General features: G+C 70.0%; 19 protein-coding genes, 1 tRNA gene and 1 other RNA gene. 8 read left to right on the plus strand and 13 right to left on the minus strand.

What is annotated here, in order from left to right; genetic code table 11:
* Positions 1 to 16: 16 nt before the first annotated feature.
* Positions 17 to 1,303, minus strand: coding sequence for an aspartate kinase (locus RZO50_RS00750; protein WP_322597808.1), 1,287 nt, complete (start codon positions 1,301 to 1,303; stop codon positions 17 to 19).
* Positions 1,304 to 1,528: 225 nt separating this feature from the next.
* Between RZO50_RS00750 and RZO50_RS00755 the strand changes: the two genes are divergently transcribed.
* Positions 1,529 to 2,926 (plus strand): threonine/serine exporter family protein, encoded by a 1,398-nt coding sequence (locus RZO50_RS00755; protein WP_322597809.1) that lies wholly within the window; start codon positions 1,529 to 1,531, stop codon positions 2,924 to 2,926.
* A 16-nt stretch (positions 2,927 to 2,942) separates the two neighbouring features.
* Here RZO50_RS00755 and recR read toward each other — a convergent pair whose 3' ends face one another.
* The 7 genes from recR to ffs form a co-directional block, all read right to left on the minus strand.
* Entirely contained in the window at positions 2,943 to 3,539 is a 597-nt protein-coding gene (gene recR / locus RZO50_RS00760) for a recombination mediator RecR (protein ID WP_322597810.1), read from the minus strand.
* Positions 3,539 to 5,689, minus strand: coding sequence for a DNA polymerase III subunit gamma and tau (locus RZO50_RS00765; RefSeq protein ID WP_322597811.1), 2,151 nt, complete (start codon positions 5,687 to 5,689; stop codon positions 3,539 to 3,541). Before RZO50_RS00765 ends, recR begins: the two co-directional genes overlap by 1 nt.
* Positions 5,690 to 5,744: 55 nt before the next feature.
* On the minus strand, positions 5,745 to 8,261 hold the full coding sequence (locus RZO50_RS00770) for a glycoside hydrolase family 65 protein (RefSeq protein ID WP_322597812.1): 2,517 nt from the start codon (positions 8,259 to 8,261) through the stop codon (positions 5,745 to 5,747).
* A complete protein-coding gene (locus RZO50_RS00775) occupies positions 8,258 to 9,001 on the minus strand; it encodes an HAD family hydrolase (protein ID WP_322597813.1) in 744 nt (247 codons plus the stop codon). The genes RZO50_RS00770 and RZO50_RS00775 overlap by 4 nt, the downstream gene beginning before the upstream one ends.
* An 86-nt stretch (positions 9,002 to 9,087) precedes the next feature.
* Complete coding sequence (locus tag RZO50_RS00780) at positions 9,088 to 10,314, minus strand: acetate/propionate family kinase (RefSeq protein WP_322597814.1); 1,227 nt, start codon at positions 10,312 to 10,314, stop codon at positions 9,088 to 9,090.
* Between the two features lies 1 nt (position 10,315).
* Complete coding sequence (gene pta / locus RZO50_RS00785) at positions 10,316 to 12,457, minus strand: phosphate acetyltransferase (protein ID WP_322597815.1); 2,142 nt, start codon at positions 12,455 to 12,457, stop codon at positions 10,316 to 10,318.
* Between the two features lie 96 nt (positions 12,458 to 12,553).
* An RNA gene (gene ffs / locus RZO50_RS00790) (signal recognition particle sRNA small type) lies at positions 12,554 to 12,650 on the minus strand.
* 79 nt (positions 12,651 to 12,729) lie between these two features.
* On the opposite strand from ffs, the gene RZO50_RS00795 reads away from it, so the two are divergent.
* The 4 genes from RZO50_RS00795 to RZO50_RS00810 all read left to right on the plus strand — a co-directional run bounded on the left by RZO50_RS00795 (position 12,730) and on the right by RZO50_RS00810 (position 17,442).
* The gene (locus RZO50_RS00795) at positions 12,730 to 13,782 is read left to right on the plus strand and encodes an AAA family ATPase (protein ID WP_416211476.1); all 1,053 of its coding nucleotides are present in this window, start codon (positions 12,730 to 12,732) and stop codon (positions 13,780 to 13,782) included.
* 7 nt (positions 13,783 to 13,789) lie between these two features.
* Positions 13,790 to 15,037 (plus strand): DUF58 domain-containing protein, encoded by a 1,248-nt coding sequence (locus RZO50_RS00800; protein WP_322597816.1) that lies wholly within the window; start codon positions 13,790 to 13,792, stop codon positions 15,035 to 15,037.
* Complete coding sequence (locus tag RZO50_RS00805) at positions 15,027 to 17,306, plus strand: transglutaminase TgpA family protein (RefSeq protein ID WP_322597817.1); 2,280 nt, start codon at positions 15,027 to 15,029, stop codon at positions 17,304 to 17,306. Before RZO50_RS00800 ends, RZO50_RS00805 begins: the two co-directional genes overlap by 11 nt.
* Positions 17,307 to 17,354: 48 nt before the next feature.
* Positions 17,355 to 17,442, plus strand: a tRNA-Ser gene (locus RZO50_RS00810).
* A gap of 78 nt (positions 17,443 to 17,520) precedes the next feature.
* Here the strand turns inward: RZO50_RS00810 and RZO50_RS00815 are convergent.
* On the minus strand, positions 17,521 to 18,024 hold the full coding sequence (locus tag RZO50_RS00815) for a GNAT family N-acetyltransferase (RefSeq protein ID WP_322598709.1): 504 nt from the start codon (positions 18,022 to 18,024) through the stop codon (positions 17,521 to 17,523).
* 43 nt (positions 18,025 to 18,067) lie between these two features.
* Positions 18,068 to 18,715: an NAD(P)H-binding protein gene (locus RZO50_RS00820; protein ID WP_322597818.1), complete on the minus strand. Its 648-nt coding sequence runs from the start codon at positions 18,713 to 18,715 to the stop codon at positions 18,068 to 18,070.
* 147 nt (positions 18,716 to 18,862) lie between these two features.
* On the opposite strand from RZO50_RS00820, the gene RZO50_RS00825 reads away from it, so the two are divergent.
* Positions 18,863 to 19,903, plus strand: coding sequence for an LLM class flavin-dependent oxidoreductase (locus RZO50_RS00825; protein ID WP_322597819.1), 1,041 nt, complete (start codon positions 18,863 to 18,865; stop codon positions 19,901 to 19,903).
* 132 nt (positions 19,904 to 20,035) lie between these two features.
* On the opposite strand, the gene RZO50_RS00830 is transcribed toward RZO50_RS00825, so the two are convergent.
* From RZO50_RS00830 to RZO50_RS00840, 3 genes are read right to left on the minus strand one after another with little or no spacing between them, the layout of a single operon-like run.
* Positions 20,036 to 20,443, minus strand: a complete 408-nt coding sequence (locus RZO50_RS00830; protein ID WP_322597820.1) for a (deoxy)nucleoside triphosphate pyrophosphohydrolase — start codon at positions 20,441 to 20,443, stop codon at positions 20,036 to 20,038.
* A complete protein-coding gene (locus RZO50_RS00835; protein ID WP_322597821.1) occupies positions 20,427 to 20,930 on the minus strand; it encodes a bifunctional nuclease family protein in 504 nt (167 codons plus the stop codon). Before RZO50_RS00835 ends, RZO50_RS00830 begins: the two co-directional genes overlap by 17 nt.
* 59 nt (positions 20,931 to 20,989) lie before the next feature.
* Positions 20,990 to 21,493: a MarR family winged helix-turn-helix transcriptional regulator gene (locus RZO50_RS00840; protein WP_322597822.1), complete on the minus strand. Its 504-nt coding sequence runs from the start codon at positions 21,491 to 21,493 to the stop codon at positions 20,990 to 20,992.
* Positions 21,494 to 21,615: 122 nt separating this feature from the next.
* On the opposite strand from RZO50_RS00840, the gene RZO50_RS00845 reads away from it, so the two are divergent.
* Together RZO50_RS00845 and cydB are read left to right on the plus strand one after the other, a co-directional pair.
* Entirely contained in the window at positions 21,616 to 23,043 is a 1,428-nt protein-coding gene (locus RZO50_RS00845) for a cytochrome ubiquinol oxidase subunit I (RefSeq protein WP_322597823.1), read from the plus strand.
* An 18-nt stretch (positions 23,044 to 23,061) separates the two neighbouring features.
* Positions 23,062 to 24,093, plus strand: a complete 1,032-nt coding sequence (cydB, locus tag RZO50_RS00850; protein WP_322597824.1) for a cytochrome d ubiquinol oxidase subunit II — start codon at positions 23,062 to 23,064, stop codon at positions 24,091 to 24,093.
* Positions 24,094 to 24,131 lie beyond the last annotated feature (38 nt).

Raw genomic sequence — 24,131 nt, forward strand, 5'->3', positions numbered from 1 at the left:
GGGTGAAGAGCCGAGTCTAGCGGCCGGTGCCGGCGTGGACGGTCGCCTCGACGTCACCATCGAGACCGTACGCGGTGTGCACCACGCGCGCGGCCTCGGCGAGGTCGTCGCCCCGAAGCACCACCGAGATGCGGATCTCAGAGGTCGAGATCATCTCGATGTTGACGCCGGCCGTGCTCAGCGCCTCGAAGAGGGTGGCGGACACGCCGGAGTGCGTCCGCATCCCCGCTCCGACGACCGACAGCTTGCCGATCTGATCGTCGTGGACGAGGCTGGCGTACCCGATGTCGTCCTGATCGCCGGCGAGCGCCTTGAGCGCCGTGGCCGCGTCGGATTTCGGGAGCGTGAACGAGATGTCGGTGCGCCCGGTCGACGCCGCTGAGACGTTCTGCACGATCATGTCGACGTTCGCGCCCGACTTCGCGACGATCTTGAAGATCTCCGCCGCCTTGCCGGGCACGTCCGGCACGCCGATGACGGTGATCTTGGCCTGGCCGAGGTCGGTGGCGACTCCGGCGACGATCGGCTCTTCCATGGTCTCTCCCTCTTCGCCGTCGGGGATCGACATCCCCGGACCGAGAACGTAGGTGCCCACGCCCGAACTGAACGTGGATCGGGCGTGGATGAGCACGCCGTGACGGCGGGCGTACTCGACCGCCCGGATGTACAGGACCTTCGCACCGTTGGCCGCGAGTTCGAGCATCTCTTCGGCGCCGACCACCGACAGCTTCCGAGCCTTCGGCACCACCCGGGGGTCGGCGGTGAAGATGCCGTCCACGTCGCTGTAGATCTCGCAGACGTCGGCCTCGAGGGCGGCCGCCAGCGCGACGGCCGTCGTGTCGGAGCCGCCTCGGCCCAGGGTGGTGATGTCACGGGTGTCGCGGTTGAACCCCTGGAAGCCGGCGACGATGACGATCGCGCCGTCGTCGAGGGCCTCGCGCAGCCGCACCGGCGTCACGTCGACGATCCGCGCCGAGCCGTGGTCGGCGGTGGTGATCATCCCCGCCTGGCTGCCCGTGAACGATCGCGCCTCGAACCCCATGGAGTGGATCGCCATGGCCAGCAGCGCCATGGAGATGCGCTCGCCGCTCGAGAGGAGCATGTCCATCTCGCGCGGGGCGGGGATCGGGGCGACCTGCCCGGCGAGGTCGATGAGCTCGTCGGTGGTGTCGCCCATGGCGCTGACGGCGACGACGACGTCGTGACCGGCGCGACGGGCGTCGACGATGCGCTTTGCGACGCGCTTGATGCTCTCCGCGTCGGCGACGGACGAACCGCCGTACTTCTGGACGATCAGCGCCACGTTGATTCTCCGGGGTTGCGCGGGCACGAAGGAAGGGGATGGGCGAAAGCACGCCCGACCCACCATCTTACGGACGCGACCATGCGCGCATCGCCATGTGACGGGCCACACCCGTGGTCCGTTCGGCTCACACCCTGTCGGCGCACAGGTGAGGGGATCTAGGATCGATGCGGTCCTCGCGCCCGGAGGACATCCGCCGCACGAGTCACAGGAGGTCGCGGCCGCATGCCCTCTCGCCGCCGCAGGCTGCTGCCGTCGCTGAGCAGTCTGGTGCACAGCGATCTGCCCACCGACACCCTCACCGAAGCGCTCCCGGTGATCGACGACGCCCTGGCCGCCCAGATCGTGGAACTGGCGATCCGCATCGGGGAGACGATGCTCGTTGCCGGCGCACCCGCCAGCGAGGTGACCCTGACCATCGTCCGGATCACGGGCACCTACGGACTCGACCAGGTGCATGTGTCGGTCAGCTACAACTCGATCACGGCGACCTATCACCGCCCCGGCGCAGCGCGCCCGATCACCTCGATGCGGGTGGTGCGGGGCGCCGCACCCGACCACGAGCGATTGCAGCGCGTACAGGCGCTCGTCGCCGACATCCGTTCCGGGCTGGACCCGCAGACGGCTGCTGACCGGTTCCGCCGGATCCGCCGGACACCTTTCCTCTATCGGCCCCCGGCCGTGGTGATCGCCCAGGGCATGCTCGCCGTCGGCGTCGCCATCATGTTCGGGGCACCGTGGATCGTGATCGTGCTCGCTTTCGTCGCGGCGATCCTGGCGGCGCTGACCCAGTACGGCCTGGCCAAAGCCCATGTGCCGTACTTCTTCAGCCAGATCGCGGGGGCGTTCGTGCTCACCCTGGTGGCGGCGTTCACGCCGCTGCTGGCTCTGACGCCGCTCCCCGGCGCGCAGGAGATCAGACCGTCCGTGATCGTCGCCTCCGGGATCGTGCTCATGCTGGCCGGTCTGACCGTCGTGGGCGCCGCTCAGGACGCGATCGACGGCTTCGCCTTGACGGCGATGGGGCGCATCCTCGAACTGATCACGCACACGCTGGGCGTCGTGCTGGGCATCCTGGCCGCGCTCGAGGTGGCGCGGGTCGTGGGACAGGGTATGGATCCGCCGAACGAGGCGGTGCCGCTCGGGCCGGTTCCGCTTCAGTTGCTCGGCGCCGCCCTCATCGCCGTCGCCGTGGCCGTCTACAACGGCGCCGGCCGCCGCATCATCGTCGTCAGCACGGTCCTCAGTCTCATCGCGTGGCTCGGCTATCTCGCGGCCGACTCGACCGGGCTCGACGCGGCGGCGGCGAGCGGCTTCGGCGCGTTCGTCGGCAGCTTCATCGGGGTGCTCGCCGCCTACCGCCTGCACGTTCCTTCGGTGGCCATCACCATCGCGGCGATCCTGCCCATGGTTCCCGGTGCCGCTGTCTTCCGCGGGCTGCTCAGCATCGTCGAGGCGGGCGACGAAGGCACCCTGATGCTCACGGGTTTCGAGACCCTGGTGGGGGCAGCGGTGGTCGGCATCAGCCTCGCCGTCGGTGCGTCACTCGGGATCTACATCGGACAGCCCGTCCGCGCTTCGCTCGGGTCGGTCTCGAAGGCGCGCGTCCGCCTGCGCCGTTGACCCGGGCCGACCCTGCTCACCCGACCGCGCGGCGTCCTTCGAAGGCGCGACCGAGTGTGACCTCGTCGGCATATTCGAGGTCACCGCCCACCGGGAGCCCGGAGGCCAGCCGCGTGACGGAGATCTGCAAGGTCTGCAGCAGCCGGCTCAGGTAGGTCGCCGTGGCCTCGCCCTCGAGGTTGGGGTTGGTCGCGATGATCACCTCTTGGACCGTCCCGTCGGCGAGGCGCTGCATGAGCTGCGTGATGCGGAGGTCGTCCGGCCCGATGCCGGCGATCGGGCTGATCGCCCCGCCGAGCACGTGATACAGGCCTCGGAACTCACGCGTGCGCTCGATCGCCGCGACGTCTTTGGCGTCTTCGACGACGCAGATGAGCGTGAGGTTGCGCCTCGGATCGCGGCAGATCCCACATCGCTCCTGCTCGGAGACGTTGCCGCAGATCTCGCAGAATCGCACCTTGTCGCGCACCTCCGACAGCAGCTGCGCGAGGTGGGAGACATCGAATCCCGGGGTCTGCAGGATGTGGAAGGCGATGCGCTGGGCCGACTTGGGCCCGATACCCGGCAGCCGGCCGAACTCATCGATCAGGTCTTGGACGATCCCGTCGTACATCAGCTGAACCTCGTCGGCGCTTCGTAGGGTTCCTCACGGACGAACGTGGCGCCGAGCACCTGACGGACGACCGCCTCGCCGTACCGCTGGACGCCGTCCCGACCGGACGGGCGGCTCGCAGCCCGCGGCTCGGGTGCGGACAGCCGAGGCGCGACCACCGGAGGCACCGGAGCGTCCGACGCGCGCACATCGGTATCCAGCTCCGGGTCCTCGTCGCGGTCGTCATCGGGAGTCGGCGCGGTGTCTTCGCGCGGCAGCACGTCGCCCTCGCGAGCGGGGGCGAGGGTCTCGGTCCGAACCGCCGCGCGGGCGTCCTCGGGATCGTCGTCGACGGCGAACTGGCCGAGCGACGCCCCCGGGGACGAGCCGACCGCGGGGCCCTCACGGGGAGCGGAGGGGACATCGCGCGGGATCGGCGCGACGGCCCAGTCCGTCACCGGCGCGGCCGCGGCAGGAGCGGTGCCCGCCTCGGATCGGGGCGAACCGTGCGGGGAGCGGCCGGCGGGCGTCGCGGTCGGGCCGGGTGCGGGCGGCGACGGCGCCGGGCCGCCGGGTCCGCCGCCGGGCCCGGAGCCATCGTCGTCGAGGTTCGCGAGGTACTTCACCCGCACGCCCAGTACGGCCACGATCGCCTGGCGGAGGTCCTCACTGGGGCCGGCGCCCGCGGTGCGCTGCTTGAACTTCGCGATGTCGGCGTTGCTCGTGAACGCCAGCGTCAGGACGTCGCCGGTGAACTCGGCGACGCGGGCGCCGAGCACGATCAGCCACGACGACCGGCTGATGCCCTCCAGTCGCGCCAGAACGGCGTCCCAGTGCTCACGGACCAGCTCGGTCGTCAACGGCCCCGACGGGGGCGAGGGCTCCGGCTCGGGCTCGGGCTCGGGTCCGGACGCCGGGTCGCTGTGCATGTCGACGGGAGAAGCCGTGGATGCCCCCTGCGACTCCTCGGCTTTCGGCGCGGCGACCGGGGCCGCACTCGGGACGGGCGCGGCGGCGGCGGGCGCGACCGGCCCTTCTGCCGGTGCGGGGACGGGGCCGTCGGCCGCGGTGAGCACGCGTGCGACCATGAGCTCGAGCTGAAGTCGAGGAGAGGTGGCCCCGGTCATCTCGTCGAGGGCGGCGATCACGACGTCGGCGGTACGCGAGAGGCGCGACGCGCCGAACGCCTCGGCCTGCCGGGTGTAGTTCTGCAACTCCTCGTCGGAGACGCCCCGGAGGACCGCAGCCGCCCCCTCGCCGGTGGCGGCGATGATGATGAGATCGCGGAGGCGTTCGAGCAGGTCATCGACGAACCGACGAGGATCCTGCCCGGTCTGGACCACACGGTCCACCGCGCCGAACGCGGCGGCGGCGTCCCGCGCACCGAGCGCGTGGACGACGTCGTCGAGCAGCTCGCCGTGCGTGTAGCCGAGCAGGGCGACCGCTCGCTCGTAGCGCACGAGGACGCCGCCATCGGCGACGTCGGAACCGGCGATGAGTTGATCCAACAGCGACAGGGTGTCACGCGGCGACCCGCCGCCGGCGCGCACCACCAGCGGCAGCACGCCCGTCTCGACGCGGACGCCCTCACTCGCACACAGCTCCTCCACGTAGGAGAGCATCGCGGCGGGCGGGACCAGCCGGAACGGGTAGTGGTGCGTGCGCGAGCGGATGGTGCCGATGACCTTCTCGGGCTCGGTCGTCGCGAAGATGAACTTGACGTGGTCCGGCGGCTCCTCGACGAGCTTCAGCAGGGCGTTGAAACCCTGCGGCGTCACCATGTGCGCCTCGTCGAGGATGAAGATCTTGAAGCGGTCGCGCGCGGGAGCGAACACCGCGCGTTCGCGCAGGTCGCGGGCATCGTCCACACCGTTGTGCGATGCGGCGTCGATCTCGACGACGTCGAGCGAACCGCCCCCGCCCCGACCCAACTCCACGCAGCTCTCGCAGCTGCCGCACGGGGTGTCGGTGGGCCCCTCCGCGCAGTTGAGGCAGCGCGCGAGGATGCGAGCCGACGTCGTCTTGCCGCAGCCGCGCGGCCCGGAGAACAGGTAGGCGTGCCCGACGCGGTCCCCACGCAGCGCCGTCATCAGCGGCTCGGTGACCTGCGACTGCCCGATCATCTCCCCGAACGCCTCGGGACGATAACGGCGGTAGAGGGCGGTGGTCACTCCGACAGCCTACGGCGTCGCTCCGACATCGCGGCAGGTGGGCAGGGGCCACCGATCACTCGGGCGCTCCCTCCTCGATCTCGTCTTCGTCTCCGAGGACCGGGATGGTCGTGGTCATGGCGGGAACCGATGCCGAGATGAGGGTGCCGTCCTCCCGACGGGCGTCCAGGAAACTGCGGATCGAGGGACGCCCCGGGATGACCGGCCCCTGGTCCGGAAGCGGGACGACGACCTCTCCCCCGCCCTCGATGACGTACGACGCCCCGCGCACCGTGAAGGCGACGGGGGCGCCCTCGCCGGCCGAGAGGCGCAGTTCGTGCGGGCGCACCGAGACGCTCAGACGCGTGCCCTGCCAGTGCAGCGTGTACGACAGCTCCGGCCAGTCCGCGGGAAGGCGCGGGTCGAACGACAACTCGCCGAAGTGGTCCCGCATCCCTCCGAAGCCGGAGACGAGAGCCGTCCACACCCCACCGGCCGAGGCGACGTGGACACCGTCCGAGGCGTTGTTGTGCAGATCCGCGAGGTCGACGAACAGGGATTGGGTGAAGTACTCCAGCGCGAGGTCCTGGTACCCGACCTCGGCGGCGAGGATCGACTGCACGACCGCCGACAGGGTCGAGTCGCCCGTGGTCAGCGGGTCGTAGTACTCGAAGTCGGCGAGCTTGTCCTCCGGCGAGAAGTGGTTGCCCTGCAGGAACAGCGCCAGAACGACGTCGGCCTGCTTGAGCACCTGATACCGGTAGATGACCAGCGGGTGGAAGTGCAGCAGCAGCGGGCGCTGCTCCTCGGGGGTGTGCTCGAGATCCCACACCTCTCGGTCGAGGAAGACCTCGTCCTGCGGGTGGATGCCCAGCGCCTCGCTGTACGGGATGTGCATGGCCTCCGCCGCGCGATCCCACGTCTCGGCCTCGGTCGGATCGAGGCTGAGCCGCTCGACCATGAGGCGGTACGCGTCCGGGTCGTTCTCGGCCATCTCTTCGACCGTCCGCGCCGCGAAGCGCAGGTTGAACCGCGCCATGACGTTGGTGAAGAGGTTGTTGTTGACGACCGTCGTGTACTCGTCGGGCCCGGTCACCCCGTGAATGTGGAAGGAGTCCTCACCGTGGCCGTTGCTGGAGCGCCAGAACCCCAGCGTCGTCCACAGCCGCGCGGTCTCCACGGCGATGTCGACGCCCTCCCTGTAGAGGAAGTCCTCGTCGCCGGTGGCGCGCACGTACTTGGCCACGGCGAAGCTGACGTCGGCGTTGATGTGGTACTGCGCGGTGCCGGCGGCGTAGTAGGCGGAGGCCTCTTCGCCGTTGATGGTGCGCCACGGGAAGAGGGCACCCGCCTCGTTCAGCTGGCGCGCACGCCGGCGCGCGGCGGGGAGCATGAGGTAGCGCATGCGGAGGGCGTTCCTGGCCCAGAGCGGGCTGGTGTACGCCATGAACGGCATGATGTACACCTCGGTGTCCCAGAAGTAGTGACCGCTGTAGCCCGAGCCGGTCATCCCCTTCGCGGGCACGCCCATGCCGTCGGCCCGAGCCGCGGCCTGAGCGAGCTGGAAGAGGCACCAGCGAACGGCCTGCTGGATGTCGTCCTGACCCCCGACACGGACGTCCGAGCGGTCCCAGAACTCCGACAGCCAGTCGCGTTGGGCCGAGACGAGGGCGTCGTACCCGCGCTCGCCCACGCGATCGACCACGCGGCGCCCGCGGTCCACGAGCTCGCGCGCGGGCACGCCGCGGGAGGTGTGGTAGCTCACGAACTTCGTCACCGTCGTCGGCACCCCGGCGCGGGCCCGGACACGGAAGACGTTCTTGGCGATATCGGGTTCGATCAGCCGGCGGACGTCGTATTCGTTGTCGGTCTCGATGACGTGATCGGCCACCACCGCGATCGTCATCCCCGACTCGGAGACCCGGAACGACAGCGCGGAGCGGTCATGGTCCTGCCAGTACTCCTGCGGCTGCAGGACCCGGTCCTGGATCCGCTCGGCCTTGCGCGGGTCCCAGCCGGACTTCTTCGTGGCGTTCGGGACACCGCCGTAGACGTCCTCGCCGTCCTGGCGATTGAGCAGCTGGCAGGAGATGGTCACCGGCGCATCGGAGTTGAGGACCGTGACCGTGCGGCGCATCGCCGCGAGGTGCTTCTCCTCGAACGACACGAGACGCTCGTCTTCGATCAGCACCTCTTTGCCGGAGGGGGTGACCCACAGGATGCGCTGGCGCAGCACGCCCTCGCGCATATCGAGAACGCGCTCGTACTCCCGCACGTCGGCGAGATCGAGCGAGAGCGGCTCGTCGTCGATGTAGACCCGCATGACCTTCGCATCAGGCGCATTGACGATCGTCTGTCCCACCTCGGCGAACCCGTAGGCGCGCTCGGCGTGATGGATCGGGAAGGTCTCGTGGAAACCGTTGATGAACGTGCCGTCTTCATGGGCGTGGCGGCCTTCGGGCGAATTACCCCGCAGACCGAGGTAGCCGTTCCCGACGGCGAAGAGCGTCTCGGTGACGCCGACTTCGGACATGTCCACGCGCGTCTCGACGAGCCGCCACGGGTCGGCGGGGAAGCGATCCCGGTCGATCATGCGCTCTCCTCCCGGACGAACTCGGCCAGGTCCGACACCACGACGTGCGCCCCCGCCGCGCGCAGCGCATCGGCGCCGGCTCCGCGGTCGACGCCGACGACCAGGCCGAACCCCCCGGAGGCGGCGGAGCGCACCCCGCTGATGGCGTCTTCGACCGCGACGCTTCGCGCCGGGTCGACCTCCATCATGCGGGCAGCCGTCACGAACACGTCAGGGGCGGGCTTGGACGCGAGGTTGTCGCGCTCGGCGATCACGCCGTCCATCACGACCGGGAATCGGTCGCGGATGCCCGCGGCCGTGAGCACCTCTTCGGCGTTCTTCGAGCTCGACACGACGCTGACCGGCATGCCTGCCGCGCCGAGGGCGTCCAGCAGACGGAGGGACCCGGGGTAGGGGGCGATTCCGTCGGCGCGGAGCACGCGCGCGAAGACGTCGTTCTTTCGATTGCCGATCCCGCACACGGTGTCGGCCGAGGTCGGATCGGCCGGATCGCCCCACGGCACCTCCACGTCGCGGCTGCGCAGGAGCGCGGCGACACCGTCATAGCGCTTCTTGCCGTCGAGATGGTCGAAGTAGTCGCGCTCGGTGTAGGGGGGCTCGATCCCCCACTGCGCGAAGAGCTCCTCGAACATCGTCCGCCACGCATGCATGTGGACCTCGGCGGTCGGGGTCAGGACGCCGTCCAGATCGAACAGCACGGCATCGTAGGTCGTCAGGTCGGGCAGAGCGGGGGTGGACACGGGACCTCCTCGCGGGGGCGGACGGGACGGGCACGCCTTCGCGCCTGTGGCCAGCTTAGGGGGATCGGGGCGCCGGCTAAGACGCGTCAGGCCCGCGCGACCCCGAGGGTCTGCCGGGCGATCTCGAGCTCCTCGTCGGTCGGGACGACCAGCACGGTCACGGCCGAGTCCGTCGTGGAGATCATCCGGATGCCTCGCTCCGGCGTCGCATTGCGTTCTCGGTCGATGTGGACGCCGGCGAATCCGAGGGTCGCCAGCGCCTCCTCGCGCACGCGCGGGGCGTTCTCGCCCACCCCGGCGGTGAAGGAGATCACATCCACCCCGCCCAGCTGGGCGATGTAGGCCCCGGCGTAGGCGCGAAGACGGTGGACGTACACATCGAACGCGAGCGTCGCCGCCTCGTCTCCGCGCTCGACCCTCGCCTGGATGTCGCGCATGTCCGAAGCGCCGGTCAGCCCCAGCATTCCGCTCCGCTTGTTCAGCAGGGTGTCCAGTTCGTCCGTCGACAAGCCCGCGCGGCGGGCCAGGTGCAGCAGGACGGCGGGGTCGAGGTCGCCCGAGCGGGTCCCCATGACCAGGCCCTCCAGCGGTGTCAGTCCCATCGAGGTCTCCACCGAACGCCCGCCCTCGATCGCGGCGACCGATGCGCCGTTGCCGAGATGGAAGACGATCTGACGCAGGTCTTCGAGCGGACGGCCGACGAACTCCGCGGCGGCTTCGCTGACGAACTTGTGGGATGTGCCGTGGAAGCCGTAGCGGCGGACGCGATGGGCGGCCGCCAGCTCGGCGTCGATGGCGTACGTATAGGCCGCCGGCGGAAGGGTCTGGTGGAACGCCGTGTCGAAGACCGCGACGTGCGGCACCGAGGGGAAGGCCTTCTTGGCCGCGACGATGCCCTGCAGGTTGGCCGGGTTGTGCAGTGGCGCGAGCACGGAGAGCTCGTCGATGTTGATCTCCACGAGGGGGGTGACCAGCGTCGGCTCGAAGAAGCGGGCGCCGCCGTGGACGACCCGATGACCGACCGCGACCGGCGGGTCGGCCTGGAGCGAGGGACCGTGGTCGTCGAACGCGCGAGACATCACCTCGAACCCGGCGGCATGATCGGGGATCTCCGCCTCGAGCGAGTACGTGGCCTTGTGGACGGCGGGCGCCGGGCCGTCCGCGGCACGGAAGAAGACGGTGTGCGTCGCCGACCCCGTCGCTTCGCCGATCCGCTCGACCAGCCCCGACGCGAGGACGGTCTCGTCCGTCATGTCGATGAGCTGGTACTTGAACGACGACGACCCGCTGTTGATCACGAGGACCGGTGTCATCTCACTCCCCCTGCGCCTGGATGGCTGTGATGGCGATGGTGTTCACGATGTCCTGCACCAAGGCCCCGCGGGAGAGGTCGTTGATCGGCTTGTTCAAGCCCTGGAGGACCGGGCCGATCGCGACCGCGCCGGCTGACCGCTGCACGGCCTTGTAGGTGTTGTTCCCGGTGTTCAGGTCCGGGAACACGAAGACCGTCGCACGGCCGGCCACCTCGGAGCCGGGAAGCTTGGCCGCCCCGACGGCCGCGTCCGCTGCGGCGTCGTATTGGATCGGGCCTTCCACGAGAAGCTCGGGGGCCCGGTCTCGCACCAGTGCGGTCGCCTCGCGCACTTTGTCGACGTCGGCACCGGTCCCGGACGCCCCGGTCGAGTACGAGAGCATCGCCACCTTCGGCTCGATGCCGAACTGCGACGCGGTCGCGGCCGAGGAAACGGCGATGTCGGCGAGCTGTTCGCTGGTCGGGTCCGGGATGACCGCGCAGTCACCGTAGACCAGGACGCGATCGGCGAGGGCCATGAGGAAGACGCTCGAGACCACCGACACGTCCGGCTTGGTCTTGATGATCTCGAAGGCGGGGCGGATCGTGTGGGCCGTCGTGTGCGCCGCTCCCGAGACCATGCCGTCGGCGAGCCCGGCGTGGACCATCATCGTGCCGAAGTACGACACGTCGGTGACGGTGTCGGCGGCGCGTTCGAAGGTCATCCCCTTGTGGGCGCGCAGCTGCGTGTACGCGTCGGCGAACTTGTGCACGTGCACCGCGTCGAACGGCGAGAGGACCTCGGCGGCCTGGATGTCGATGCCCAGCTCGAGGGCGCGGGCGCGCACCTCGAAGGGCTCGCCGAGGATGACCAGATCGGCGATCCCCCGCTTGAGGACCGTCGCCGCGGCCCGGAGGACGCGATCGTCGTCACCCTCGGGGAGCACGATCTTCTTGCGCGCCGCCCGGGCCCGCTCGATCAGCTGGAACTCGAACATCAGCGGGGTGACCACGGTGGCGCGCGCGACACCGAATGCCCGCAACAGCTCCGTCGTGTCGACATGGTTCTCGAACAGCGACAGCGCGGTGTCGTAGCGCCGCTGCGAGTCGGCGGCCAGCCGCCCGCGCGTGGACATGATCCGGACCGCCGCCTCGTACGTACCCAGATCCGAGGTGATGATCGGCACCTTCGACCCGAGCCCGTCGAGCAGCCGACGGACCGGTTCGGCCAGGTCGAAGCCACCGTTGAGGACGATCCCGGCGATCGAGGGGAAGGTACCCGACGCGTTGGCCAGCAGGGTCGCGAGCAGCACCTCGCTGCGGTCCGCCGGGATGACCACCACGGCGCCCTCGTACAGCCGCGGGAGCACGTTGACCAGCGACATGGCCGCGACCACGACCCCGAGGGCCGGGCGCGTGAGCAGGTCGGGGTCTCCGGCCAGCAGGTCGCCGTCGACCGACCGCATGATGCCGCGGATCGACGGCGCGACCAGGAAGCGGTCTTCCGGAATGGCCCACACCGGCACGTCCGGCTGGTCGGCACGAGGGTGCGACGCGATCGATGCCTTGACCGAGGCGCGCACCGCCTCGGTGGTCTCGGCGAGGGTGATGTCGTCGGCGCGGTTGGCGATCACCGCGAAGAGCTCGGCGCGCTCGTGGAGCAGCTCGGTCACGGCGAGCGCGGCGATCTGACCCATCTCGTCGGGCGTCCGGGGGACGGTGGAGCCCAGCTGCTCGGGCTGTCCCTGCGCCGCCCGACCGCCGAGCACGAGCAGGACCGGCGCACCCAGGTTCGCCGCGATTCGCGCGTTGTACGCGAGCTCGGCCGGACTGCCGACGTCGGTGTAGTCGCTGCCGACGACGACGACCGCATCGCATCGCGCTTCGACCGCCTTGTACCGCTCGACGACCGTCGACAGCGCGGCATCGGGGTCGCGGCGCACGTCATCGTAGGTGGTGCCGATGCAGTCCTCGTAGGCGAGGTCGACGCCGTCGTGCGCGAGGAGCATGTCCAGCACGTAGTCCCGCTCGGTCGTCGACCGGGCGATGGCACGGAAGACGCCGACCTTGGGCGTGGCGTGCCTGAGGGTCTCCAGCACACCCAGCGCAACGGTCGACTTCCCCGAATGGCCCTCGGCGGACGTGATGTAGATGCTCTGCGTCACGCTCCCAGCCTACGCGGCACGTTGCGGCGCCCGCCGGAGTTCGCCGGATGTTCAGCGTGGCCTCCGGGGGACGTCAACGTCGACGCACCCCGGCAAAAGTAAGACTCTCCGCGAACCCGGCAGAGCCCGGTTACCCTTGCTACGTTTCCGTCCTGGGGGAGTTGGCCTGGATGCCGCCTCGCGGAGAGCTGCGTCCAGTCTAACCGTTCTCACGCCGCCGTCGAGCCAGGGGCCCCGGCCCCGAGGCACGCTCGCGTTGTTACGATCGAGGCATGGGCGAGGATGCCCGCGCACCGCGGGCGAGGGGAGTCCCAGTGACAGAAACGGCCGGCACCGCAGACGCCGCGGGCAGGATCGACACCGCGGAGGGATTCGCCCGCACCACCCGCGCCATCATCGGGTCCGTCGAACGTGTCATCGACGGAAAACCCGCGGCGGTCCGCTCCGCCCTGGTCTGCCTCCTCGCCGAAGGTCACCTGCTCATCGAGGATGTCCCGGGCGTGGGCAAGACGATGCTCGCGCGCGCCCTTGCCGCGTCTGTGGACGCGAGCGTGCGACGCATCCAATTCACCCCCGACCTGCTGCCGGGCGATGTCACGGGCGTGAGCGTGTTCAACCCCGTCGCGCGCGAGTTCGAATTCAAAGCCGGCGCGATCTTCGCCAACATCGTCATCGCCGACGAGATCAACAGGTCCTCCCCCAAGACGCAGTCGGCCCTGCTGGAGGCCATGGAGGAGCATCAGGTCACCGTCGACGGGCTCACCCACGAACTCGCCGAGCCCTTCCTCGTGGTGGCGACGCAGAACCCCCTCGAGATGGAGGGAACGTACGCGTTGCCCGAGGCGCAACGCGACCGCTTCATGATGCGCATCTCGATGGGATACCCGGATCCCGCGTCGGAGGCGCTCATGCTCCGCCAGCGCGAAACGGTGAATCCGTTGCGCGGCATCGCCCCCGTGGTCACCGCCGCGCAGGTCGAACAACTCATCGCGTGGGCGCGTCACGTGCACGTCGCACCCGCGATCGAGGAGTATGCCGTCGCCCTCGCCTCGGCGACCCGGACCCACCCGGACCTGCGGCTCGGGGCGAGCCCCCGCGCGACGCTGCAGCTCGTGCGGGCCGCAAAGGTCTGGGCTGCCCTGGACGGCCGGGGATTCGTCATCCCCGACGACGTGACCGCGCTCCTCGCCCCCGTCTTCGCGCACCGGCTGATCCCGACCCGCACGGCCGGCGGATCACGATCGCGCTCGGGCCCCGACACGGTCGACCACGTGCTGGCGGCGATCGCCGGCTCGGTGCGCGTACCCCTGGCCACCCGCGCGTGATCCGCACATGAGACGTCTGTGGCCGCTGACCGGGCGCGGGACGGGCGCGCTCGTGCTGGCCGTCGGATGCCTGATCGCCGCCGGTGAGCTGGGACTGGTCGAACTGCTCTACTTCGGCGTTCTGCTGCTCGCGGTGTTGGCCGCCGCGATCCTGTCGTTGTTCCTGACCCGCCGGACGGGGGCGGTGGAACGAACGATGACTCCCGAGTCGGTCGGGGTCGGCGAGACCGCCGTCGTGACGGCGCGCGTCACCGTGCGCACCGCCGTCCCCACACCGCCGGGGACCTGGCGGGACGGACTTCCCGCGGGACTGGCCGGCGAGGCCGCCGGTGCGTTCCCGCCCTTGGCGTCGGGTCTGCGGGGATCGCAGCGGGTCATCGAGCGGTCGTACACCGTCACGGGCGTCTCGCGCGGCGTCCATGCGATCGGCCCGTTCGACCTGACCACGACCGATCCGTTCGGCCTCGCGCGACGGCGCACGGTGCGAACCGAACCGACGCAGATCACCGTCACGCCCGCGGTGGTGGACCTTCCCGGCCTCCCGGATGCCGCGGGCGCTTCGGGCGGCAGCAGGCTCACCGTGGACCTGCACCTGGGGCAGGGTGCCGACAACCTCGTCGCCCGCCCCTACCAGTCCGGCGACTCGATGCGACGCATCCACTGGCGCGCGACCGCGCATCGCGACGAGCTGATGGTCCGGCAAGAGGAGCAGGAATCGACTCCGGAGGCGACCGTGGTGCTGGACCTCGGCGCGTTGCGGTGGTCACCGGAGGCCATGGCGGCGCCGGGTGCCGATGACGCCTTCGAGACGGGCGTGTCCACGTGTGTGTCGGTCGTGGCGCGTCTGGTGCGCGACGGGTACAGCGTCGACGTCGTCGACAGCGACGGCGAGACACTGGCGGACCGGATCGATGCCTCGGAGATGGTCGAGGTGGATGCTCTCATCACCCGATTCGCGACGTTGCTGGCGCGCCCGGACGATCACCTCCCCCGACTCGCTCCGGTCTTCACCGGCGGCATGAGCGGCCCGGTCGTGCTCATCGTGGGCAGACTGGATCCGACCGACATCGCATCGATCGCCCCGATAGCGCACCACAGCACTCTGCCGATGGTGCTCGCGGTCACGCCCCGCGCCGATGCGCTCACCGCCGCCGAAGACGCCGGATGGCACGCTGCGGCGATCCCCGTCGGAGGCGACCCCGCCGCCGCGTGGGCGGACGTGGGCAGACGATTGGCGGGCGACCGTGTCGGCTGACCCCGCCCTCACCCCGCGCGAGCGTGCTGTCTTCGCGGTGCTGCTGCCGCTCGGCGTCGGCGCTGCCGTCGTGGCCGCCCTGCTGCCGTTGACCCGCGTCGTCCTGCCCGGACAGTGGCTGCCCGGCACGATCATCGTGGTCACCCTCGTGCTGGCCGCCGGCTTCCTCGCGCGCCTCGGGGGACTCGCGGCCCTCGCCGTGACACTGATCGAGACCGGCGTATGGGCCGCGGTGGTGATGCTGTTGTTCCTCCGCGACACCGCTCTGGTGTGGCTGATCCCGACCGGCGACACCGTGGACGAGCTCATGCGGCTGCTGGCGACGGCTGCCGAGGAGATCACCTACGGCGCCGCCCCGCTCCGCGCCGGCCCCGCGTTGGCGTTCCTCATCGTCGCCTCCGTCGGACTGCTCACGGTCGTCATCGACCACGTCGTCGTGACGGCGCGCATGCCCCTGCTCGCGGGGGTCGCTCTCGTCGCGGTGTCGCTCATCCCCTCGATCGTGGTGCCCGATGAACTCGACGTCGTCGCCTTCGTCCTGCTCGCCGCGTCGATCCTGTTCCTCCTGCGCGTCGACACGCTGTCGCGCCAGACACCCTCGGCGCGCGCATCGACGCGAACCGCCGGCATCCCCGCCACGGCCGTGGGGATCGGAGCGGTCGCCGTCGTGGTCAGCCTGATCGTGACCCCGTCGTTGCCGCAGCCGATCGCCCGCGCCGCCCCGGGCGGGGTCAACGTGGGAAGCGGTATCGACGCGACGCTCCAACTGGGCGACGACCTGCGTCGTCCGCGCGAGGTCGAGGTGCTCCGCGTGTACAGCACGTCGCCGCTTCCCCCGTACCTGCGCGCGACGACCCTCTCGGCGTTCGACGGCGCCGTCTGGCTGCCGGACGAGGACGAGACGCGGGCGCTGAGCGAGGAGGCCGCGATGGACCGGGTGTCGGTCCCCGCAGAGGTCCGACTCGAGGAGTACAGCACGAGCGTGGCGATCGAGAATCTCTCATCGACCTGGTTGCCGATGCCGTTCCCCGCGGTGGATGTCGCCGGGCTCGAAGGCGAGTGGTCCACCGTGCCCTACAACCGCACCGTCATCAGCGAGCGGGCCCGCACGCAGGATCAGGACTACGAGGTCACCACGCAGGTCGCCCGCCCCACCCGCGAGCAGATCCGCACCTACGACGCCGCGGCGCCCGGCATGCGGCCGGAGCTCACCCAGTTGCCGGGGGATCTGCCCGATATCGTCGGCGACCTCGCGCGAGAGGTGACCGAGGGTTCGGCGAACGACTACGACGCCCTGATCGCCCTGCAGGCGTGGTTCCGCGGATCGGAATTCCGGTACTCCCTCGACGCCCCGGTCGACGACGGATTCGATGGAACCGGCGCGGAGGCGGTCGCGACGTTCCTCGAGCAGAAGGAAGGGTACTGCGTGCACTTCGCCGGGGCGTTCGCCCTGATGGCTCGCGCCCTGGACATGCCGAGCCGCATCGTCGTCGGATACCTGCCGGGCACCTCGACGACCGACGCGATCGACGGACAGACGGTCTACTCGGTGTCGTCGTCGCAGCTGCACGCGTGGCCCGAGATCCACTTCGACGGCCTCGGGTGGATCTCCTTCGAACCGACGAACAGCCTCGGCACTCCGACGAACTTCTCCGCCGAGACCTCACTCACCGGCCCGGCGGCCGATCGCGGCGACACGACCGACACCGAAGACGCCGAATCCACCCCCACTCCGACCCTGCTGCCCGAGGAGCAGGAACAGCAGCAGAACGGTGAGGCGGCGGGCTCCACGGGCGGGTCCGCCGACGGACTGCCCGCCATCGGCGTCGTCATCGCCCTGCTCCTGCTGCTCGCCGCCCCCGCCATCCTGCGCGCAGCGCGGGCCCGACGTCTGCTGGACGCTGCGCGCGCGGGCGACGTCGCGGCCGCATGGCTGGTGGTCCAAGACAGCGCCATCGATCTCGGGATCCCGGTTCCCGCCAGCGACAGTCCCCGCGTGCTGGCGGCGCGCCTGACCACCGCGCACGGCGCACCCCCTGGCGCCATGGCGACCCTCGCCGACGCCGTCGAGCGGGCGAGCTATGCCCCCGACGGCGTGGTGCCCACCGCCGATGCCGACGCGCTGGCCGACGCGGCCGCCGAGGCCGCCGCGACGCTGGTGCGCACCGCCCCGATCGCGCGGCGGATCCTCGCGATCGCCGCCCCCCGCTCGCTGATCGTGCGCCCCGGGAGCTCCTTCGCCGGCGCCGGCGCACGGGGCCGGGCGTGAGACGCACCCGCACGTAGGTTAGGATGGTCCGCGGCCCTCCGGGGCCCTGGAGGATTCGCCTAGTGGCCTATGGCGCACGCTTGGAAAGCGTGTTGGGTGCAAGCCCTCAGGGGTTCGAATCCCCTATCCTCCGCCATGCGTCGAGCGCCGTGACCGAAAGGTCCGGCGCTCGACGCGTCTTCGGCGGCGGGTGGATCTCCCGCCGAGGCGACGGTCAGCCGTCGTCGACGCCGACCGTCACGCTCCTCCGCTCGATCAGAAGCGTGTCCCGCCAGAGTCCGGCTCGCTCGCCGGCAGCCCCCCGCGCAATGCGCTCTCGACGCCCCACGACACGGAAGCCCAGGGATTCGTGCAGCCGAAGACTCACGGTGTTCTCCGGGAACACGCTGGATTGCACGGTCCATACACCCGCCGCCTCCGACGCATCGAGGAACGCTTCCAGCAGGAGGCGGCCGATGCCGCGCCCGCGTGCCCGGGAGGAGACGTACACCGAGTGTTCGACGACCCCGGCGTAGGCGACGCGGGACGACACGGGCGACGCGGCGACCCATCCGAGCACGGCACCGTCAGCCGGGTCGATGGCGACGAGCCGCCCCGTCGACAGCTTGCCGGCGACGAACTCCTCCCACGTCGGCGTCGCCGCCTCGAACGTCGATTCCCCTTCCGCGATGGCCTCGGCGTAGATCTCTCGGACCGCGGTCCAGTCCGCCGGCGCCATCGCTCGGAGGAACGGCTCGCCCCTCCCATCCCTCACCACGACTTCAGCCCGAGATCGCCTCGGCGACGGGGGTCTCACCGCTGTTGAATCGGATGGTGCGTCCGATCGTCGCGTCGTCCGCGACCGCAGCGGCGATGACCGCGGCGACGTCGGCGCGCGGCACGGAATCCGCCTCCTCGGCGGTCGTGTCGATCATGCCGGTGCCGTCGTCGAGGGTCAGGGCGCTCGGAGCGAGGATCGTCCAGTCCAGGTCGGCGCTGCGCAGGTGCTCGTCGGCGGCGGCCTTGGCTTCGGCGTAGGCGAAGAAGGCGTTGTCTTCGGGAACGCCGTGATCGGGCCCCGCACCGAAGTACGACACCATCAGGTAGCGTCGCGCCCCGGCGGCGACAGCGGCATCCATCGAGCGGATGGCCGCATCCCGGTCGACGGCGTAGGTTCGCTCCGGGTCTCCCCCGCCGGCACCGGCCGACCAGATCACCACGTCGTTTCCGCTGACCAGATTGCGCATCTGCTCCGCGTCGAAGGACTGCACGTCGGCGACGAGCGGGGTCGCGCCGGTCGCTTCGACGTCGGCTTCGTGGTCGGGGTTGCGGATGACCGCGGTCACGTGGTGTCCGGCTTCCACCAGAAGCGGTTCGGTCAGGAGGGCGACCTTGCCGTGGCCGCCGATGAGCAGGATTCGGGTCGTCATGCGTGGTTCCTTCCGTCGGTGACGCGAGCATACCCACGACGGATGGCCGACCCACGTCGGCAGACATCTCGCCGTGGGTGTGCTACATCCCACCTCGAGAACTGCATCCACGGGAATGGATCAGACGGGCGAGAGGTTGCACCGAGCATGGAACGCTTCGGAACGCTCTCGTTCGGACACTACGGACCCCTCGGCGGCGGACGACAGCTCACCGCGCGCGACTCGATGCACCACGCGATCGACCTGGCGCAGGGTATGGACGAGCTCGGTGCCAACGGCATTTTCTTCCGTGTGCACCACTTCGCCCGCCAGCAGGCCTCCCCCATGCCGCTGTTGGCGGCCATCGCCGCGCGTACCGAGCGCATCGAGGTCGGCACCGGAGTGATCGACATGCGCTACGAGAATCCGCTCCACCTCGCCGAGGAAGCGGCGGCGGTGGACCTGATCAGCGACGGCCGCCTCGCCCTGGGCGTCAGCCGCGGATCACCGGAGACGGTCGTGCGCGGCTACGAGGCGTTCGGGTACACCGGATCGACGGATCCGCGCGGGGCGGACATCGCCCGCGACCACTTCGCCACCTTCCTCCGGGCGATCGACGGCGAGGGCCTCGCCGACGGCGATCCGACCTCGCCGTTCGGAGGTGTGGCGGGGCGCGCGCACATCGAGCCGCTCTCGGAGGGGCTCCGCTCTCGCGTGTGGTGGGGCGCGGGCAACCGTGACTCCGCCGAGTGGGCGGGCCGCACCGGCGTGAACCTCATGTCCTCGACACTGCTCACCGAGGCCGACGGCACGCCGTTCGACCAGCTCCAGGCACAGCAGATCGACGCGTACCGCGCAGCGTGGCGCGAAGCCGGCCACATCGGGACGCCGCGGGTGTCGGTCAGCCGCTCGGTGTTCCCGATCCTCACCGCCGAAGACCACATGTTCTTCGGCGGTGCACAGGGCGGCGATCAGATCGGAGTGATCGACGGAATGCGCTCGACCTTCGGCAAGACCTACGCGGGCGAACCGGATGTGCTGGTCGAGCAGCTTCTGGCCGACGCCGCCGTGCAGTCCGCCGACACCTTGATGCTCACCATCCCGAGCCAGCTGGGGGTCGAGTTCAACCTCCGCCTCGTGGAGAACTTCGCCACGCACGTGGCCCCGGCGCTCGGATGGAGGAGCACGCGGCAGACCGCCGCGGCGTAACCCCCTCGGCGGCACCCCGCCGCCCGGCCGGATGTCGGAGAATCGGGCCGATGTCGGAGGATGCGGCGGGAATCGTCCGACAACCACGTGGTTCTCCGACATCGCGCACCGGCGGTGCGCAGCGGTGGCGGATCAGCGGGATGCGAGGAGGGCGACGGCAGGCAGGTCAGGCGCCGCCCAGGTCAGCGCGGGGAGGTCGGCCGGCGCGACCCAGCGCAGCTCATCGTGATCGGTGCTGGCGGTGGGCGCCTCGCCGACCACCTCTGCGCGGAGGCATATCAGGCGGATGCCGCGCCCGTCCACCGGTGTGACATCGGCGGTCAGCTCGCCGACCACACGGATCGTGACGTCCAGCTCCTCGGCGATCTCGCGCTGCAGCGCGGCGTCGGCAGCCTCGCCCGGTTCGACCTTTCCGCCGGGGAACTCCCACAGTCCTCCCGCGGAGCGATCGACCCGCCGCCGGCATGCCAGCACGAGACCGTCGCGCTCGATCACCGCCGCCACGACATCGAGGATCGGCCCCTCAGCTGCGGAAGTCATCGGGGTCGACGTCGTCGAGGAACCGCTTGAACTCGTCGACCTTCTGCTCGGCGGCCTCGGTCTCCTCGGCGTCGGCGAGCATGTCGGTCACGCCCGCCTCCTCCATCACGACATCGGCGACCCAGATCGGCGCCCCGGTGCGGGACGCCAGCGCCACCGCATCCGACGGCCGGGAATCGACGACACGCGACCCGAGCGGTGTCGAGACGGTCACCTCGGCGTAGTAGGTGCCCTCCTCGATGCGGGTGACCTCGACGCGATCGACATCGGCACCGACGCTGTCCAGGAGCGTCTTCATGAGATCGTGAGCCAAAGGTCGCGGCGTGGGGGCACCCTCGACGGCGATGAGGATCGACGTCGCCTCCTGTTCACCGATCCAGATCGGCAGCACGCGACCCTCCCCCGGGATCTCGTCGACGGGCTTGAGCAGGATGACGTGCTGCCGCGAGGCGTCGAGAGCGACGCCGGCGACCCTCACCTGCACCATGGCGACCTCCCGGATCCGCGTGATGCCATCGTACGGCGCCTCGCGCGCCGCGTCTCGCCTCAGTCGACGGGCGCGTCGAGCAGGGCGCGGAGCAGTCGCGCGAGCGTCGCGCGGTCCGCCTCCGACACACCCACCAACACGTCGGCCTCACGCCGGGCGAGCGCTGCCATGGCCGCGTCCACGTGTCGCGCTCCGTCGTCGGTGAGCTGCACCAGAACGCCGCGACCGTCGAGCGGATTGGCCATGCGCGCGACGAACTCCCTGCCGACCAGCCCGTCGAGGCGATGGGACATCGCGGCGCTGGAGATCATCGTCGCCTCGATCAGCTGCGCCACCGAGAGACGGTGCGGCGGGTCGGCTCGACGAAGGGCGGCGAGCACATCGAACTCCCACGCGGCCAGACCCGCGGCGCGGAAGGCGGCGGCGCGCAGGCGCCCGAGCCGGAGGGCGACCCGGCGAAGCCGGGAGAACACGTCCAGAGGGGTCAGATCCACGTCCGGCAGCCGGTTCGACCATGCGTCGATCAGCAGATCGACCTCGTCATCCGGCCCGATGCTCGCCATGCACCGAATCTAACGGAATAGTTCGACACCGAGACATCGCGGCCCGCCGTCCTTGTGTGGTCAGACCACACGAGGATACGCTTGCTCCACCCGCTCTTGCGCCCAGACCCGGAAGGTGCCCCGTGGAACTGCTCGACCCCCTCCTCCTCGCCCGATGGCAGTTCGGCCTCACGACGCTCTACCACTACCTCTTCGTCCCCCTCACGCTCGGAATGGCGCTGGTCACGGCGATCTTCCAGACCGTGTGGCACCGCACGGGCGACGTCAAATGGCTGCACCTGACACGCCTGTTCGGCAAGATCTTCCTGATCAACTTCGCGATGGGCGTGGTCACCGGCATCGTCCAGGAGTTCCAGTTCGGCATGAACTGGTCCGCCTACTCACGTTTCGTCGGCGACGTCTTCGGTGCTCCGCTGGCCTTCGAGGGCCTGATGGCCTTCTTTTTCGAGGCGACGTTCATCGGGGTCTGGATCTTCGGGTGGAACCGGCTGCCCAAGAAACTCCACCTCGCCAGCATCTGGGCCGTCGTGTTCGGCTCCACCCTCTCGGCGTACTTCATCCTCGCCGCCAACGCCTTCATGCAGAACCCCGTCGGGTACCAGATGGCCGGCGACGGCGGCCGCGCCGAGCTCACCGACATCGTCGCCGTGCTCACCAATCCGGTCGTCCTCGCCGCTTTCCCGCACACGATCACCAGCGCGTGGATGTTCGCGGCGGCGATCGTGATCGCCGTCTCGGCCTGGCATCTGCGACGCGGCCAGCACATCGAGACGATGCGCTCGTCGCTGAGATTCGGGCTGTGGTTCATGATCGTCTCGTTCGTGGGCGTCGGCATCAGCGGCGACCAGCTCAGCCTCGTGATGGTCGAGACCCAGCCGATGAAGATGGCCGCGGCCGAAGCGCTCTGGGAGACCGAGTGCGGGGCGGATGCGTCGTTCTCGATCTTCTCGATCGGCACCCCGGATGCATCCCGCGAAGTGTGGTCGTTGCGAGTTCCCTACCTCCTGGCCTTCCTGTCGACGCATGACATCAACGGGTGCGTCGAAGGCTTCAACGACCTCCAGGCGCAGTACGAGACGCAGTTCGGCGCCGGCGTCGACTACATGCCCATCGTGTGGGTGACGTACTGGTCGTTCCGCTGGATGATGGGCCTGGGCGGCGTGGCGTTCCTCATCTCCGTCGTCGGCCTGTGGCTGACGCGCAAGAACGCCACGCGCGAGGTGCCGCAGTGGGCGTGGCGCGTCGCGATCTGGTCGGCACCCTTGCCGTTGCTGGGAAGCCTCGTGGGATGGGTCTTCACCGAGATGGGTCGCCAACCGTGGATCGTCTTCAGCCTCATGCTGACCGAGGACGGCGTCTCACCGAACGTCCCCGGCTGGACGGTTCTCATCTCACTGGTCGCGTTCACGCTCATCTACGCCGCCCTCGCCGTGGTCGAGTTCGGCCTCATCAAGAAGGCCGCACAGAACGGCCCGGATCCACTGCCCGGCCCCGACGACCCCGATCCGAACGATGTGTCCGTCGAGGACACTCCCACCACCGTCTACTGAGCAGGACAGGAACACATCATGGATCTCGCATACCTGTGGTTCTGGATCGTCGGCTTTCTGTTCGTCGGCTACTTCGTCCTCGACGGGTTCGACTTCGGCGTGGGCATGTCCCTGCCCTTCATCGGCAAGAACGATGTCTCGCGTCGACAGATCATCAACACGATCGGTCCGGTCTGGGACCTCAACGAGACGTGGGTCATCGTGGCCGGCGCCTGCCTGTTCGCGGCGTTCCCGGAGTGGTACGCGACGCTGTTCAGCGGGTTCTACCTGCCGTTGCTGCTGATCCTCCTGGCCCTCATCGCACGCGGCGTGTCGTTCGAGTATCGACACCAGCGCGACGGCGCGGAGTGGAAGCGCCGCTTCGACTGGATGATCGTCATCGGCTCCGCCGTGCCCGCCCTGCTGTGGGGTGTCGCCGTGGCCAATATCGTGCAGGGGGTCCCGATCGACGCGGACTTCGAGTTCACCGGGACGCTGCTGACGCTGCTGAACCCGTACGGGCTGCTCGGCGGCGCCACCACGCTGCTGCTGTTCTTCACGCACGGGCTGTACTTCGTCGCACTGAAGACCGACGGTCAGGTGCACCGCGACGCCCGCTCCCTGGCAAAGCGCTCGGGCCTGCTCACGGTCGCGGTCGCGGCGGTCTTCCTGGTCTGGACCATCTTCATCGCCGCCGGTCGCGAAGCCCCGCTGGTCGCGTTCGTCGTCGCCGGGGCCGGGATCGCCGCGGTCGCCCTCGTGATGTCCCTGATCTTCAACGCCCGCGACCGCGAGGGCTGGGCGTTCGGTGCGGGCGCCGTGACGATCGTCGCAGCGGTGCTGACCCTCTGGTTCGCGCTGTTCCCCTACGTCATGCCCTCGAGCACCGACCCCTCCTTCAGCCTGACGATCGAGAACGCCTCGAGCACCGACTACACCCTCACGATCATGTCGTGGGCGGCGCTGATCTTTCTGCCGCTGGTCCTGGCCTACCAGGCATGGACCTACTGGGTGTTCCGCAAGCGCGTCACCCGGGACGTCATCGAGCGCGCGTCGGTCAGCGCACACTGAGCGCCCCACGCAGGCCGCCCTCCCGCATGGAGGGCGGC

Origin of the sequence: Microbacterium xanthum (genome assembly GCF_034531355.1) — a bacterium.
GTDB classification, from domain to species: domain Bacteria; phylum Actinomycetota; class Actinomycetes; order Actinomycetales; family Microbacteriaceae; genus Microbacterium; species Microbacterium xanthum.